Genomic DNA, 15,328 nt, shown 5'->3' with positions numbered 1-15,328 from the left:
AGGATTGGTGGACCCCTGGGAAACCGTGGCACGCGAATTGCTGTCCTACAGTTTGATGGCAATGGAGAGCTCTGATGTCTGGCAAGTTTCCGACCCGCGGCGTCCTTCCAGTTGTTCTAGCCGCTTTTGCATGCGGCCAAGCCTTTGCGGCTGAGAAGGTCAGTGTTCGTCTCAACTGGGTCCCCGGTACCGAGCACTCGTTCCTTTATCTGGCCAAGGAAAAGGGTTGGTTCGCCGAGGCCGGCATAGATCTTGACATTATTGCAGGTCAAGGATCGACCGTGGCCGTGAAAACGGTGGGCGCCGGCGAAACGCCCTTCGCAATTGCCGATGTCGCGACGGTCGCGCGTGGATGGGAAGCCGGCGTTCCCCTGGTCGCGGCCGCGGTGCTCCTCAAGGAAAGTCCCACGGTCGTATATTCACTGAAAGCAAAGGACATTACGAAGATGTCCGATCTTTGCGGAAAGAAGGTCGGCATTAACATCAAGAGCACCACGAGCGAACAGTATCGCGCCATGGTCCGTCTCGCCAATCTGAAGAACTGCGAGATTGCCGAGGTGCCGGTCTCCGGGGGAGGGAGCAAGGAGCTCCTGTCGGGTGCGGTCGATGCGGCGGTGATCTTCTCTTATGAGGATCCAGCGCAGCTTCTGGCCAAGGGCCAGGAACTGAATACAATTCCTGCGAGCCAGTACTTCAAGCTCTACAGCCTATCGATCATCACCAACGTCGAGACGGCAACGAAGAAGCCGGTGCTGGTCGAGTCCTTTGTCAAGGTGGCCGTGAAGGGCATCAAATACGCGCTGGCCAACCCCGAAGAGGCGAAACAGTCTTTTCTGAAGTTGGCGCCAGAGGCGGACGTTGCTTACGAGAGGCTCAAGTTCGACATGTTCTCGAAGCTTCTTGCCGGGGACGAGTCCGCCGGCGATTCGATTGGCACGAGCACCGCGGAAGGATGGAGCAACTCCCTTAAGGTGTTGCGCGATCTCGCGATCATCAAGGCCGAAATCGATCCGGCGGGGAAATTCGTTCAGGTTCAATAACCTCCGATGATTGAGATCCTGAAAAAGGCCGCCCCCATCGCGCTATTTTGCGCGGTGTGGGAGGCGGCCTGTTTCCTCTTGAAGATACCCGCCTATATCGTGCCGGCTCCTCACCGGGTCGTCGACAAGATCGTCAACAGCGGGGCTTTGCTGTATTCCCACTCCCTGATCTCGATCGCCGAGATCCTGATAGGGTTCGGACTCGCCAGCATTTGCGCGGTGCTTTGCGCCATTGCGATGGTCCACTCGCGGCGGGTTGAAGCGGTTCTGGAACCCTTTCTAGTCGTTTCCCAGGTTATCCCCAAAGTGGCGCTGGCGCCGCTTTTCATCATTTGGTTCGGGCACGGGATCCTGCCGAAGATCATCATCGCGATGCTGATCGCGTTCTTTCCCGTGCTGGTGAACGCCGTTGTCGGATTGCGATCGGTCGATGGCGAAATCATTGAATTGATGGATTCCATCGCTGCCAATCGCCGCCAATTGTTCTGGCGTGTTCGTCTTCCGACTTCGCTGCCGTACATCTTTCCCGCGCTCAAGGTCGCGGCCTTGCTGAGCGTGGTCGGCGCGATGGTCGGGGAGTTCGTGGGCTCCGACCACGGTCTTGGCTATTTGATGGTTCTTGGGGACGTGAATCTCGACACGGATCTGCTGTTTGCCTCCCTCGCCGTGGTGACGGCATTCGGGATGGTCATCTATTCAACCATCGAGATCTTTGAGCGCCGTATCGAGCAACGGTACGGCAAGGGCGGGGTCCAACAGCAGCTCGTTACGGTATGACGATGGCAGGCAAGGTGAAACGTTCTCCGACAGTCGTCTCCGCAGCCGACGCAGATGATAGCGACCCGATGAAGGCCGCCATTTCGTTGCGCGGCGTGGATGTCACTTTTCCCGGCGAAGACGGTCCGGTTAAGGCAGTATCGTCCGTCGATCTGCACATTCCCAAACAGGAGTTCGTGTCGATCGTCGGTCGCTCCGGCTGCGGCAAGTCGACCTTGTTGCGCGTGATTGCCGGCCTGCTTCGCCCATCGGCCGGTGAGATCGCAGTGACAGGCACATCAGCGGCGGAAGCGCGGCTCTATCGGTCATTCGGGATCGTATTCCAGAGCAATGTGATGCTGCCGTGGCTGACTGCGATCGAGAACGTGCGATTGCCGCTCGAGGTGGTGCCGCCGGCGTCCATCCCGCCCCGGTACAGCCCCGAAGATCTGCTGAAGATGGTTGGGCTCGAGGGGCAGGGTGGCAAATATCCCCGTCAATTGTCAGGCGGGATGCGTCAACGCGTAGCGATCGCCCGCGCCTTGTCATTCGATCCTCCGATCCTTCTGATGGACGAACCCTTTGCGGCGGTTGATGCGCTGATCAGGCAAAGGTTGCATGTTCTGCTCATGGACATCTGCGCCCGCACCCAGAAGACGGTCGTCTTCATTACCCACGATGTCTACGAGGCCGTCCTGCTCAGCGATCGCGTGTTGGTGATGTCCGATCGCCCCGGCACCATTGCCGCTGACGTCAAGGTCCCGTTCCCGCGGCCCCGGCAACCGGCATTGCGATCCAATCCGGCCTACATGGAGCTTTGTTCCGAAATCCTGGAGCGGCTCATGAAGGACTAGCTCGGGATGAACAATAAACCGGCACGCCGCAGAGACGAGCTTCGAATTTAGTTTTTCGTGTGCTCGCAAACCGCGCGGTGATGAAGCCAGATCGTTATCACCGATACACCGACAAGGAGTTATCACGTGGCAATGCTGGAGCAGACCCGGTCGCCGAATCCGACTTACAATCAGGCACCCTCAGAGGGAATCGTGCGCGAGATTCTCGAGAAGCTGCCGGGTCCGACGGAGGCTGCGGCCAAGATGCTGCCACCCGAATGCTACACGTCGGCGGAGTTCTTCGAGTTTGAACGCAGGGAGGTATTTGCGCGTTCGTGGCTATGCGTCGGCCGCGTCGAACAGGTCGCTACTCCCGGTGACTGCCTGTCGGCCCAGCCCGCCGGCGAACCGATCCTCGTGACGCGGACCCAGTCAGGTGAAATCCGGGCGATGGCCGCGATCTGCCGACATCGAGGTCAAGTCGTTCCGTGTGCTGCCGGTCAAAAGACCCTGCGATGCCCTCTGCATTTCTGGACCTACGATCTCGAAGGCAATTTAATCGGCGCCCCGCATATGGGCCGAGAGAATACACTCGAATTGCGAAAGTCGGAAAAGCTGACGCCCATCAAACTCGAAATTTGGCACGGCTTCATTTTTGTCAATCTTGATCCGCTCGCAGAGCCGCTTGCTCCTTCACTAGCGAAGGTTGAGCCATACTGGGCCGGATATGAAGATGCGGATCTCGTGGGGATTCCTCCCAGGATCGCCGACACTCCACTGCCTTGGAATTGGAAGGTTCACGTTGAGAACTTCACGGACGCGTACCATCCGGAGTTTGTCCATCGGGGCACGCACGACTTTGCGCCAAGCGTGACTGAAGATGGTGGTGTAGTCTTTACGGATATGAAGCCGGGTGACAACGCAATCATCCGCACCGTCCCGATGCTGAAGCCGGACGGCGGCATGAACAGGGACGGCTGGGGTGAAAATCCGGCGTTTCCGCCGATCAAGACCATTTCCGCAGCTCAGCGGCAGCGGCTGACGTTCGTCATGATTCCACCAAGCATGACCATGGTCTTTGCGCCAAACGCGATCGCATTCACTCTGCTGTCCGCGACGGGCGTCGAGGCGACGTTTGCGTCGAGCGACCGACAGACGGCCGGCGGCTGGTTGCTTCCGAGATCCTCTACGGAGCTGCCTGACTTCAATGACCGCGCTGCTCAGGTGCTCGAGGGCGGCGCAAAAATATGGGCCCAAGACGTACCTGAGAACTTGGGCATGCAGCGAGGCAAGAAGTCCAGCTTCGCGCCGGAGGGCGTTTACGGCCCGTTGGAAACGACCCTCGTTCAGTTCAATGCCTGGCTTCTGCACGCGTACATGCAAGCCGGACTACGTTCATGAGTTGCCGATCGGCGGAGGTTCATTTTCCGGCGGCAAGGCCGAGCCAAGCAGGGGCGCGAACATGACTCTTAGATCTTGTTTTGGAAAACTCTTCTCCTGGATACCTCTAGAGATCGATCCCCATGAGGGGGAGCCCAGCTATTTCGATTTTGTCACCTACTTTGGTCTGGTTAGCCTGTCGATGGGAACGATTGCCAGTCTCGATCCCGCCGCCAAGGATAACTCGGCGCACGACGAACAGAGCTTCGCGGGTGATCAACCCTTGTCGTGATCCCACGGAGAAGGTTTCGCGCGCCGTTGTGGAAAGATTCTCGAAACGCTAGGGACAGCTGCAATGAATCGTCGAAAGTTTCTGTACAGCTCTTCCGCCGCAACGATCATGGGCGGCTTCTCACTGCTGTGGCCAATCTCTCACGCATTGGCGCAATCGAAGCACGAGACTCTGGTGCTAATCTCGGAAAGCGGCCCCAATAGCCTTGACGTGCAGGGAGTGGGCACCAACCGTCCCGGTTATGAGGTGGCCTGGAATTGCTATGATCGCCTGATCACCTATGCGGTGAAGACCCTCCCCGACGGCTCCCGCTCGTACGACCAGCGGACCATCGCGCCTGAACTGGCGGAACGTTGGGATGTCGACGCCAAAGGCGTCACCTTTCATCTGCGCAACAACGCGACCTTCCACGATGGTGCACCCGTTACGGCTGGCGACGTCAAATGGTCGTTTGATCGCGCGGTCTCAGTCGGTGGTTTCCCCGCCAGCCAGATGGCGGCGGGCAGTCTGCTCAAACCGGCGCAATTCACGGCAGTCGACGACTATACGTTCCGGGTCGATTTCATGAAGCCGGATGCGCTGACGCTCCCCGACATAGCGGTCGTCATTCCCGTGATTTACAATTCTGCGCTGATGAAAAAGAACGCCACGGAGAAAGATCCCTGGGCTATGGAATTCGCCAAGACGAATATGGCGGGCGGCGGCGCTTTCAAGGTTGAGAAGTGGACGCCGGGCACCGAGGTGGTCTATGTCCGCAACGATAGCTGGAAATGCGGTCCGCTGCCGCAGCTGAAACGTGTGATCTGGCGCATGGTGCCGTCAGCCGGCAACCGACGTGCGTTGATCGAGCGCGGAGACGCCGACGTCTCATTTGACATGCAATCCAAGGATTATGCTGAGCTGAAGGCGATGAAGGTCCCGGTGGCTGCGAACCCGATCTCGAACGGAATGTTCTGCATCGAGCTCAACGTTACCAAGCCGCCGTTCGACAACGTGAAGGTTCGGCAAGCTGTGGCGTATGCTGTGCCCTACCAGAAAATCATGGATGCGGTCTTCTTTGGCGAAGCCAGGCCGCTGTTTGGCGGTGAATCGAACATCCCCACCGGACCGTGGCCAAGCGCGACCAGCTACAGGACGGACCTCACCAAGGCCAAGGCGCTGCTCGTCGAGGCCGGCATGGCGGATGGCTTCGAGACGACGATTTCGCTCGATATTGGTCAAGGCACGACGAGTGAGCCGATTGCAGTCTTGGTGCAGGAGAGCCTCGCTGCGATCGGCATCAAGACGAGCATCAACAAGGTGCCGGGATCGAACTGGCGCGGCGAAATGCTCAAAAAGAGCATGCCATTCATGATCAACTTCTTCTCAGGCTGGCTCGACTATCCCGAGTATTTCTTCTTTTTGACCTATCACGGTCAGAACGCCGTTTTCAATACGATGAGCTACCAGAACCCGGCGCTGGACAGGGAGATCGATGCCGCTCGCGTCACAGCCGCGAGCGGTGACGCGACGGCATATGAAGCCGCCGTCAAGAGGATGATCACCATCGCGTACGACGATGTGCCGCGCATTCCGCTGGTACAGCCCTATTTATCTCTGGCGATGCAGAAGGGTGTCGGCGGATACACCTATTGGTTCCATCGCCAACTTGACTACCGGACATTGTCGAAGACCATGGCCTAGCGGAGGCGGACTTGAATAAGCCGTTCAAGGAAAAGGTGCAGCAAGTCGATATCCCTGCGCTCGGTCTCAGAAATTACTGGTACCCCGCCATAGCGCGCTGGCGACTGGGCAGCAGGCCGAAAGCTGTAACCCTCCTAGGTGAGAAGATCGTTCTGTTTCGCGACGACGGCAAGGTCTACGCGTTGGCTGATCGCTGTTCCCATCGAGGTGCGCCACTCTCCATGGGCAAGTGCCTCTATCGGGGCAGTGGAACGTTGAGTTGTCCCTATCATGGCTGGACCTTCGACGGAGGCACCGGAAAGTTGGTGGCGAAGCTGATGGAAGGTGGCGAGAGTCCGCTACCCGCGCGCGCTGCCGTCAAATCCTATCCGATACACGAGCATGCCGGTTTTATTTGGCTGTTCGTGGGAGATATGAATCCCGTGCCGTTTCCGACCGACTTGCCGGAATGCATTGCCGACGATTCGAAGTGGTTTTCGATCAGCAATTGGCGGACGTACAAGTGCAACTGGCGCCTCGTCATGGACAACCTTGCACATGATCAACATGCGCCGTTTCTTCACCGGGAGTCACCGGAGTTGCTGTTTCAGCCGATCTTCAAGCACGCGACACGCAACTCAACTGAACTGCTCGAGGATGGTACAGGGATAGGGCATCACGCCACCCATGGCGTCCATGTGACTCACTATGAGGGGCTCGGGCCGTTTCCTCCGCCCCAGGAGGCTTGGTATCGCAAGCTGAAGCCAAGCGGTCGTGGGAAGGACATGGATAGCACGAGCGCAGCAAACGCGAAATTCGGGCTCAAATTTCGGCATATGAACATGCTGCCAAGCATTGCGCTGATAGGTCGACCGAGCGGCAACTTTTTTACCTGTAGGCTGGTTACCCCGATCGATGAAGAGACGACGATCCTCTACAATTTCAATCTGTTCCGGCGCCGCGGCTCGATCATCGCTCTTCTCAATTCCTTGAAATGGGTATTTTGGTCATCCTGGGCCCATGATTGGCTCTTTTCAGACCAGGACAAAGTTGTCGTGGAGCGCATCCGGCCGGGTCCCGAATTGCTTTCGAAGACTGATGTTGGCTTGACCGCCTGGAGATGGTTCATGGCCAGGAATGCGCGGCGTGCGGAGCCTGAAGCCTTATCGTCCGAGGTCGTGCCTCAAATTGTGGAACATTAGGATGAATATCGTGCGCCGTTTGCAGGTGGTGCTGTCGACTAGGAGCGCTCGATCGGTGTTGGCGGTCGCTCTTGGCGTTCTGGCGTCCTCTGTTGCTGGCCGGTCTTCCGCCCAAAATGCCCTGCCGCTGGAGCGTGTTGCGGTTCGATTGAATTTCCTGCCAGGTGCGGAGCATGCGTTCCTCTATTTAGGAAAGCAGAAGGGTTGGTATGCAGCTGAAGGAATCGATCTCGAGGTGATTCCCGGGCAGGGGTCTACCGTTGCGGTCAAAACAGTCGGGAGTGGCGAGGAGCAATTCGCAATTGCCGATACGGGATCCGTTGCGCGGGGTTGGGAAGCGGGGGTGCCGCTGGTCTATGTGGCCATGCTCCTCAGGCACACGCCGGCGGCGATATTTTCTCTGCCCTCAAAGAATATTGTCTCAATGAAAGATTTGTGTGGCAAGCGCGTCGGGGTAAACCTGAAGAGCACGGCGGCCGAGCAATATCGCGCGATGATACGTCTGGCAAAACTGGACTGCGCGATCGAAGAGATTCCGATGAATTCGGGAGGCAGCAAGGAAGTACTCACGGACACCGTCGATGCAGCGGTCAACTTCTCCTATACTGATGCGCTTCGCGTCAAGCTGAAGGCGGGCGGGGTGAACTTTATCGCGGCGCGTGAGTATTTCGATTTTTTCGGCCTCGGAATCATCTCCAATCCAAAATATCTCGCGGCAAAGCCTGATATTTCTCGTCGCTTCATGGCAGTCACGATCCGCAGCATCGGTTATGCCTTCAGCCACAAGGAGGAGGCCCTTGACTCCTTCTTCAAGGTCGTACCGGAGGCCGACAAGGAATACGAATCCGCCAAGCTAGACCTTTTCGGGGATTTGGCGCAGGCAGACGGCGACAGGGGGCCGGCCGGTTCGCCGTCGCAGGAGGAATGGGATGCCACGATGAATTCGCTGCGAAACGTTGGAATAACCCGAACTCTCCTGAGCGCAGAGGGCAGGTTTGTCGACCTCAGTCGGCAATAGGATCTAATCGCTGGACATTCGCTGAGGCAGCGTGAACCCGCTTTGCGGATCGCGTTTGCGCCACGCCTTCGGCGGCCAAGAAATTGGGTGACGATATAGTGAATGCAGGCAGGCCGCCGCGAGCCCTTCATGGCGCCGGGTATCGACGGGGCGCCGTCTCGGCACCTCACTTTGAAACCGTTAGCGTTGGACAAGCTGTTCTTCGCGAGGGCGGCAATGCGATCGAAGCGATGGTCGCAATGGCCGCGTCGATCGCCGCTGTCTATCCTCACATGAACCACATCGGTGGTGATGGCTTTTGGCTGATCAGGGAGCCGTCAGGCCAGGTCCGGGCTCTCATGGGCGCCGGCCCCGCCGGTGCAAACGCGACTATCGATTTCTACCATGATCATGGCCAGGACAAAATCCCAGCCCGTGGGCCTCTCGCCGCGCTAACGGTTCCTGGCGCGGTTGCGACCTGGATACTTGCGCTGGATCTGGCAAAAACGCTTGGTGGCAGGCTGCCGATTGACTTGCTTCTATCGCCCGCAGCACGGCAAGCGCGCGAGGGCTACCGGGTTACGCGTAGCCAGGCATCGCTTACGCGCGCTAAAATCCACGAGTTGAATGACGTGCCGGGCTTTGCGCCGACGTTCCTGGCTGATGGCTTGGCGCCGGATGTCGAAACAAAGCTGAAACAGGCAGCCCTTGCAGAGACGTTGGAGCGGCTGTCGCGCGCGGGGCTCGAGGACTTTTATCGTGGTGATGTAGGCCGCGAGATTGCTCGCGACCTTGATCAGATTGGCAGCCCTGTCACACGCCAGGATCTGGAGAGCTATCGCGCCACAATGGCGAACCCGCTTTCCGTCAATGTCAGGTGCGGGACGCTGTTCAATACGCCGCTTCCAACGCAAGGCATTGCCTCACTCATGATACTTGCCTTGTTCGATCGACTGAACGTGAGCGATGCGGATGACTACGAATATGTGCACGGATTGGTGGAGGCGACGAAGCGCGCCTTTCGGGTTCGCGACAGGGTTGTCACTGATCCTCGCGGCGCCACCGGGAAGCCGGACTTCTTTCTGTCGGAAAAATTCCTTGATCATGAGGTGCGCGCGATCGATCCAAAAAGGGCGGCGCCTTGGCCGGCGGCGGGGAACGCGGGCGATACGATCTGGATGGGCGCGGCAGATTCATCTGGTCTCGTCGTCTCCTACATTCAATCGATATTTTGGGAGTTTGGGTCCGGCTGCGTTTTACCAGAAACCGGCGTCTTGATGCAAAACAGAGGCGCGAGCTTCTCGCTGGATGCAGGGGCGATCAATCGACTCGCTCCCGGCCGTTTGCCGTTTCACACCCTCAATCCTGCCATTGCGGATTTGAATGACGGTCGTATCATTGCCTACGGCACTATGGGTGGCGACGGTCAGCCTCAAACACAGGCCATCACCTTCACGAGGCACGTCATTTTTCGGCAGCCACTCGACGTTGCCCTCGATCGGCCACGCTGGCTTCTTGGCCGGACTTGGGGATCAGAACACACAAACCTCCGGCTGGAGCCAAGATTCGAACCCGCTATGGTCGATCGGCTCTCCGCAGCCGGACATGAAGTAGAACTACTGAACGAACCCTATTCCGACATTATGGGACATGCGGGTACGATAGTTTGGCATGGAGATGGGACGATGGAAGCGGCCCATGATCCGCGTGCCGACGGCGGGGGCGCGGGCCTTTAGCGGTCAAGCGAATCTCTCTCTGGAGCGACTTTGGTTTTGACTGTTAGCGTGGGCGGCCGTCGTTCATCGAGCATCTGCATCATAGAGCTTTACCAGAAGGTGCTTGCAACTGCGTTTGGGCCATAGCTCAAAATAAGCGATCCGCATTAATCGGTTGCCGCTGGCCGGCGCAGCCTCTCAGAACCGCCGCCCGGTCCACCCCGGAATTGCTTGAGGACAGAGCATTGTGAACTGTGCGGTGGCGGTCGCGCTGTTGCAGGATCGTGCTCCGCACTCGACCTTGCCGGTCGCAAGGTCGGTCCAATTGGGAGCGGGTCCGCCATAATCGGTGCCCAACCTGGAAAACCTGTATTCGCCGCCACTGCTTGGCCGGACAGTCAGATCCTTGCAGTTGGCACTCGCCTCCTGCACTTTGCCGCGGTCGCCGGCATTGTCTTTCAAGCACGTTGCTATGCGGTCGGGCTCGACATTCCAGTTTTCGCAGTAGTCGCGCCGGTCCTCGCTCGTGAATGCAGCCGTAACGTGGGCGTGCTCAGTACCGACGCCCTGCATCGCGGTTACGGTGGCAGACATACATTGGCCGCACTGGGCCATCCCAAGGCGCTCCTGTGAGACCTCCATCGCTTCGTTGAGCGGCTCGTGGGTAAAGACAAGTCGGCTCGACTTTGAGGGAGCCGACATCATCGCGGCGCACGACCTCGGTTCCCGCCGTGGTGCGACACCTTCGAGCACTAGCACGCCGTCGGTTCGCCGGCCGGAGACCGCATATTCTGCGGGAGCGCATCCCTCCTTGAACAGAAACGCGCTGCCGGAGATTTTTCCAGCCCGTTCGTGACCACGGAAAAGCACGGTGCCGGGCTCGACCCTGAGCGACCGCCGGGGCTGAAGATACCGGATTTCGATTTCGCCCGAGGGCGAATGACTGAGTTTGACGAGCGACCCGTTGTGCTCAAGCGTTTCATGCTCACCAAAACGGAAATCCAAGTGGTTGACTGTACTGTTCCCGGCGTTGACGTCCAACGCTAGCTGGTCAATCCCGCAACGAAATGTGCGTGCGCGAAGGTCTGCGATCTCGCGCGCTGCGTCGGCGGCATCGTACGTAAGCGCACCTACGGTAGCGACCGCGCAGCCGCCGTTTTCGGTAACCTTGACGACCAGCAATTCCTCAATCACCGCCGCGTTGGATGTATCCTCTTCTGCGCGCCGCCATCGTCCAACGATCGCAGCAAATGGCTTGCCATCTGTCATGCGCCACTCAATGCGACTTCCAATACCAAGCGCGGCCGGATCCCATTCCACGCCCTCGCGATCGGAAGGCTTGCCTCCGAGTCCGGCAGCGAGGGTAAGCTCGGCATGCATCACGCTATCGTTGTAGACGAGGCTATAGCCGGCGGGTCCAGGGCAGCGCCAAGCGTTGAACTCAGATCCGGTCGCCAAGGATTTGCAGGAGTCTCCGCTGGAAGGCAGCACGATCGCCTCGGCGGCCTTCAGGCCCGTCATGTCTAAGTTTACCATAATCCCGACCAAAAGCGGCCGCAGCCACAAGCGCGTCATCTTTGAGTCTCGCAATGAGAAATCCCCGTTTGCACAACCCTATGCGGACGGCATCAAAGATCTACTTCCGAAATTGCGTAAATATTTATCGAGGTTCGAGGATCTCTCTTATCGAATAGAGAGACACGCAGCGAGGGTGACTGCCGCGCACTATGATGCTTTCGAAATCGCAGCGTTGCTTTGGCTGTCGGCTTTGTAGAGGGGTTCGCAAAGAAATAGGCATTCTTCATCCTGGTTTTTCCCTCTTCCGGTGGGCTGCCCTTAACATCAAGGGTGGCTCTGAATTGCGGTGCCTTCAGCGGCACCACGATGAGGACTGTGTCCGAAAATGGCCCGCAGCCGACTGTAGGGGCAGAGCAGAGCACGTCTGCTCTGCCCCCGAAGTCAGACCTCAACCTGTTCTGCTATCGCGAGGGCGTCGTCGACCTCGATGCCGAGATATCGAACGGTACTCTCAGTCTTGTTATGCCCCAGAAGGAGCTGTACGGCTCGCAGGTTGCCGGTTCGGCGATAGACCAAGGTCGCCTTGGTCCGACGAAGGGAATGCGTCCCGAACAGGTGCGGGTCCAGTCCGACGCCAGCGATCCAGTGAGATAGGAGTCGGGCATACTGGCGGGTCGTCATATGTACGTCCATCCAGACGCGAGACGCCTGGGTGTTGCCTGGAAGATGTTGGGTTTGCGGAAGACGAGTGCCGCAAGCGCAAGCGTCCGCGGATCGACTTGAGCACTTCGGAGCTGCAGCGCGAAGCGCTGTCACTTTACAGGGCCTGTGGATATCAGCTGGTCCGTGAGGAAGTCGTCAATTCAGTCAGCAACAAGACTGTGGGAGGAGGCATTCGTCGCTATCATTTCACTAAGGAGCTGTGACGTGCCGATCTGCTGTTGACCTCAAGCGGATCTTCAGCCAGCCTAGTTCGACCGCCCGATCATTTGGATATCGGGCAGGGACCTCAACCCGGTTGGACGAAATCGAAGCTCGCGACGACTGAAGGCGTGCTCAATTTGTGCTGCCGTCTCTAGCCGTAGCTCTCAAGATCATCATAAGCGCAAACACGACAATCGCCACCAGCGTGAATGGCCAGTAAGCAAAGCCATACCAGATCGCCAAAAGCACAGCGCCGAGCACGAACTTTCCCGGGTCCTCGCTGGCGGCAGACAGATAGTGTAGCAGTTGGTCCATCGTGCTTCCCCCGCTGTTCAGCGATCAGAGGCCATCTCATGACCGTCCCGGTTTTCGCATGCAATCTGCGGCGTAACCAGACAACCTATAGGCGAGGCACTCTTATAGGTCACTTAAAGTCGTACTTCAAATCGTGCTGATTATGGGTGACAGTCGCCTGTTGGCCCAACTGCGAAGTTGCGCCGCATCTGCCGGAGGTCCGCTCACCGCTCCTCCACGGACTCTCGCGATAGCATAGAGCGCAGGGCTCCGTTGCTTTTGGCACTCTCACGGGATTGACTGCCAAGCTGGTAAGGAACAGGCTGTTTATCGTAACGCCGCCACATGCCTTCAATGTTAACGCGAGAAGAACATCTCAAACGGAGCAAGGAAGCCGCGCTCGCGCTTCTGAGCGCCGGCCGTATGCGCGAGGCGGTTTCTTCGATGATGACGGATATCGTCAAGAGCCCAAGCAGCGCATTGCCTCATGAAATCCATGCACTCGGCATCTGTGCCGCCGCAGCTGGTGACACAGGCGCGGTGCGAGAATACATCGAAGGCTTTATCTGATATCTCTCGGCTCTATGGCCGCATTTGGCCGGCAGCCGACTGTGAGGGCAGGGCAGAGCACGTCTGCTCTGCCCCCGAAGTCAGACGTCAACCTGTTCTGCTATCGCGAGGGCGTCGTCGACCTCGATGCCTAGGTATCGAACGGTACTCTCGATCTTGGTATGCCCCAGCAGGAGCTGTACGGCTCGCAGGTTGCCGTTCGGCGATAGATCAACGTTGCCGTGGTCCGGCGAAGGGAATGCGTCCCGAACAGGTGTGGGTCCAGTCCGATATCAGCGATCCAGTGAGATAGGAGTCGGGCGTACTGGCGGGTCGTCATATGCCCACTCCGCCGCCGGCCAGTGAACAAGTATTCTCCTGACTTCTTGCAAGTAAGCCGCAGGTAGTCGTCGATTGCCTGCCGGGTCGATTCCGTTAGTTCAAACTTGACTGGCCGGCCGGTCTTCTTTTGTCGGACGGTCGCGCGGTCGGCGGCATATCCGCCCGGCGCAAGGTCATCGACCTTCAAGGCTACGACGTCGCAGCCGCGCAGCTTGCTATCTGTGGCGACGTTGAACAGCGCCAGATCGCGCATTCGACCTTCGACCTGGAGCTCGGTTCGGATTGACCAGACGTGCTTCGGACGGAGCGGCGGCTTTGCGCCGACGATCTTGCCCTTGTTCCAAGGAACGTGTTTCGGGATGGTGCTTGGGCTATCGGTCATGTTGACCTCCTCAGCTAGTGAGGTTGGTCATTTTCAGCCCGGAGCCCTTCCAATCCCGCGTCCGCTTCTAGACGATTGGAGACGTACTTGTGTCCATTTCGATCTATGACAAGACCAATTTGACCCATTGCGGAATTGGGTTGCTTTTGGCGTTCGTGACGCTGAAATTGCGCTCGTAGCCTTTTGGAAGCAAGATGCTCAAAACCCTGAAGATCGCGATTCAAATCACTTGGGCCATCTCTATGATCGTCCTGGGCACAACGATAGGTGCGGCGTACGGGTGGCATCATCATGGATGGATAGGAGCCATTGCGCTAGGCTTCGTTGGGCTGACCGTTGGAGCGCTCCTTGCTGCATCGCCGACGTTGCTCTTCAGTTGGATTTAAGTTCGTGCCCTACCAGCATGTCGCCTATTGGCCCGTAGCTGCCTCTCTGCGTCGAAGCCTGCTTGTCCGGTTGCTGGGTGCCAGCGGACCAATGAGGGGCATTGCAGCGACGCCGGCGTGTGACCCACTGCGGACGAAAGCAAGCTTTGATCAAATTACTGTGCCTGATGTGACTGCTGGTGGGCCGACAATGCAACAGTCTCTCATGGTCCAGCGGCACGAAAGAAATGTCGCAAGGTCTCCTTCGAGTGCTCGGTCGCCGATTGATTGAACTCAAAATGGAACCCACGCACATCGATCGGCTGTCGAAACGCTGGCACATCGAACCCGGAATAAGCGTCGGGTAGAGCGTCAAATTGGATGGGAATACCCTGCCCATGCTGTCGCGAGATTCCAATGTCGTCGTCCCCCTGCACCATATTGCGACAGGCTTCGAACAGGTTCTTGTCGAGCGCACCGACGATGACCAAAGTGGCAACGCGCATGATCTGTTTGTCATCGCCACGTAGGATAGAACGCAACGGCCCCCCCGAAACCGATGCTTGGCTTTTGACTGGATGTCTCGATCCACCGCTGAGAGTGCAACCGAGCCGGCTCGTCCGAAGCCCACAACGAAAATACGGCTCCGGTCGACGCTCTTCTGCGTGACCAGCAAGCTCAATCCGCGATAGAGGTCTTGTATGGTCTCGGGAGGTGCAGGATAAACGCAGGTCTTTCCACCCTTGACGCCTCGGGCGGTGAAGACATCCAACGTCAACACAACATACCCCCAAGACGCGACCGTGCTTCCCCCGCCTTGATCGACAGAGTTGAGGAACGCACCGCACGCTGGAAGGAGGATCACAGCCGGAAAGAGGCCATCCCCGTCCGGACGCCTGAGATACCCTTTCAAATCAAGAGGCAGATGTTCGAGCGGGATCATCACCTCCTGCGGGACGCTCGTGGAGCCTTGTCCCGCGACGAGCGGTGCAGTTGTCATTGAGGAAGTCAGGACGGCAATCGCAAAAGCCATGGCCTTCAAGCGATTCATTGACGATCCTCTGGCTTGGTGACGCC

The 15,328-nt window shown here is 58.2% G+C and carries 13 protein-coding genes and 2 pseudogenes; 10 read left to right on the top strand and 5 right to left on the bottom strand.

Annotation, left to right across the window (positions count from 1 at the left end; all coding sequences use genetic code 11):
• The first annotated feature begins 74 nt into the window (after window positions 1-74).
• The 9 genes from BRA1417_RS0131065 (at window position 75) to BRA1417_RS0131025 (ending at window position 9,898) form a co-directional block, all read left to right on the top strand.
• Window positions 75-1,040, top strand: coding sequence for an ABC transporter substrate-binding protein (locus BRA1417_RS0131065; RefSeq protein ID WP_027519127.1), 966 nt, complete (start codon window positions 75-77; stop codon window positions 1,038-1,040).
• Window positions 1,041-1,046: 6 nt separating this feature from the next.
• Window positions 1,047-1,817, top strand: coding sequence for an ABC transporter permease (locus BRA1417_RS41120; RefSeq protein WP_051448403.1), 771 nt, complete (start codon window positions 1,047-1,049; stop codon window positions 1,815-1,817).
• Between the two features lie 2 nt (window positions 1,818-1,819).
• Window positions 1,820-2,650, top strand: coding sequence for an ABC transporter ATP-binding protein (locus BRA1417_RS0131055; protein WP_051448402.1), 831 nt, complete (start codon window positions 1,820-1,822; stop codon window positions 2,648-2,650).
• 132 nt (window positions 2,651-2,782) lie between these two features.
• Window positions 2,783-4,030 (top strand): Rieske 2Fe-2S domain-containing protein, encoded by a 1,248-nt coding sequence (locus BRA1417_RS0131050; protein ID WP_027519125.1) that lies wholly within the window; start codon window positions 2,783-2,785, stop codon window positions 4,028-4,030.
• 61 nt (window positions 4,031-4,091) lie between these two features.
• Window positions 4,092-4,301, top strand: a complete 210-nt coding sequence (locus tag BRA1417_RS0131045; RefSeq protein WP_156948996.1) for a hypothetical protein — start codon at window positions 4,092-4,094, stop codon at window positions 4,299-4,301.
• Between the two features lie 63 nt (window positions 4,302-4,364).
• On the top strand, window positions 4,365-5,984 hold the full coding sequence (locus tag BRA1417_RS0131040) for an ABC transporter substrate-binding protein (protein ID WP_027519123.1): 1,620 nt from the start codon (window positions 4,365-4,367) through the stop codon (window positions 5,982-5,984).
• 11 nt (window positions 5,985-5,995) lie between these two features.
• A complete protein-coding gene (locus tag BRA1417_RS0131035) occupies window positions 5,996-7,165 on the top strand; it encodes an aromatic ring-hydroxylating dioxygenase subunit alpha (RefSeq protein WP_027519122.1) in 1,170 nt (389 codons plus the stop codon).
• Window position 7,166: 1 nt separating this feature from the next.
• Window positions 7,167-8,183, top strand: a complete 1,017-nt coding sequence (locus BRA1417_RS41890; protein WP_027519121.1) for an ABC transporter substrate-binding protein — start codon at window positions 7,167-7,169, stop codon at window positions 8,181-8,183.
• Between the two features lie 98 nt (window positions 8,184-8,281).
• On the top strand, window positions 8,282-9,898 hold the full coding sequence (locus BRA1417_RS0131025) for a gamma-glutamyltransferase family protein (RefSeq protein WP_035969636.1): 1,617 nt from the start codon (window positions 8,282-8,284) through the stop codon (window positions 9,896-9,898).
• Between the two features lie 177 nt (window positions 9,899-10,075).
• On the opposite strand, the gene BRA1417_RS41885 is transcribed toward BRA1417_RS0131025, so the two are convergent.
• From BRA1417_RS41885 to BRA1417_RS0131010, 3 genes and pseudogenes are all read right to left on the bottom strand, one after another.
• Window positions 10,076-11,452 carry a hypothetical protein gene (locus tag BRA1417_RS41885; protein WP_027519119.1) on the bottom strand — a complete coding sequence of 459 codons (1,377 nt, stop codon included), beginning with the start codon at window positions 11,450-11,452 and terminating at the stop codon, window positions 10,076-10,078.
• Window positions 11,453-11,836: 384 nt separating this feature from the next.
• Window positions 11,837-12,079, bottom strand: a pseudogene (locus BRA1417_RS41105) (tyrosine-type recombinase/integrase); the annotation flags it as partial.
• A gap of 372 nt (window positions 12,080-12,451) precedes the next feature.
• Complete coding sequence (locus BRA1417_RS0131010) at window positions 12,452-12,634, bottom strand: hypothetical protein (protein ID WP_027519118.1); 183 nt, start codon at window positions 12,632-12,634, stop codon at window positions 12,452-12,454.
• Window positions 12,635-12,967: 333 nt separating this feature from the next.
• On the opposite strand from BRA1417_RS0131010, the gene BRA1417_RS0131005 reads away from it, so the two are divergent.
• Window positions 12,968-13,183, top strand: coding sequence for a hypothetical protein (locus BRA1417_RS0131005; RefSeq protein ID WP_027519117.1), 216 nt, complete (start codon window positions 12,968-12,970; stop codon window positions 13,181-13,183).
• A gap of 80 nt (window positions 13,184-13,263) precedes the next feature.
• Here the strand turns inward: BRA1417_RS0131005 and BRA1417_RS43130 are convergent.
• Both BRA1417_RS43130 and BRA1417_RS41880 read right to left on the bottom strand, forming a co-directional pair.
• A pseudogene (locus tag BRA1417_RS43130) lies at window positions 13,264-13,886 on the bottom strand (tyrosine-type recombinase/integrase).
• 589 nt (window positions 13,887-14,475) lie between these two features.
• On the bottom strand, window positions 14,476-14,757 hold the full coding sequence (locus BRA1417_RS41880; protein ID WP_027519115.1) for a hypothetical protein: 282 nt from the start codon (window positions 14,755-14,757) through the stop codon (window positions 14,476-14,478).
• Window positions 14,758-15,328 lie beyond the last annotated feature (571 nt).

Source organism: Bradyrhizobium sp. WSM1417 (assembly GCF_000515415.1).
In the GTDB taxonomy this organism is placed as follows: Bacteria; Pseudomonadota; Alphaproteobacteria; order Rhizobiales; family Xanthobacteraceae; genus Bradyrhizobium.
The sequence above is the reverse complement of the archived record's forward strand: the minus strand, read 5'-3'. Positions and strand labels throughout refer to the sequence as shown.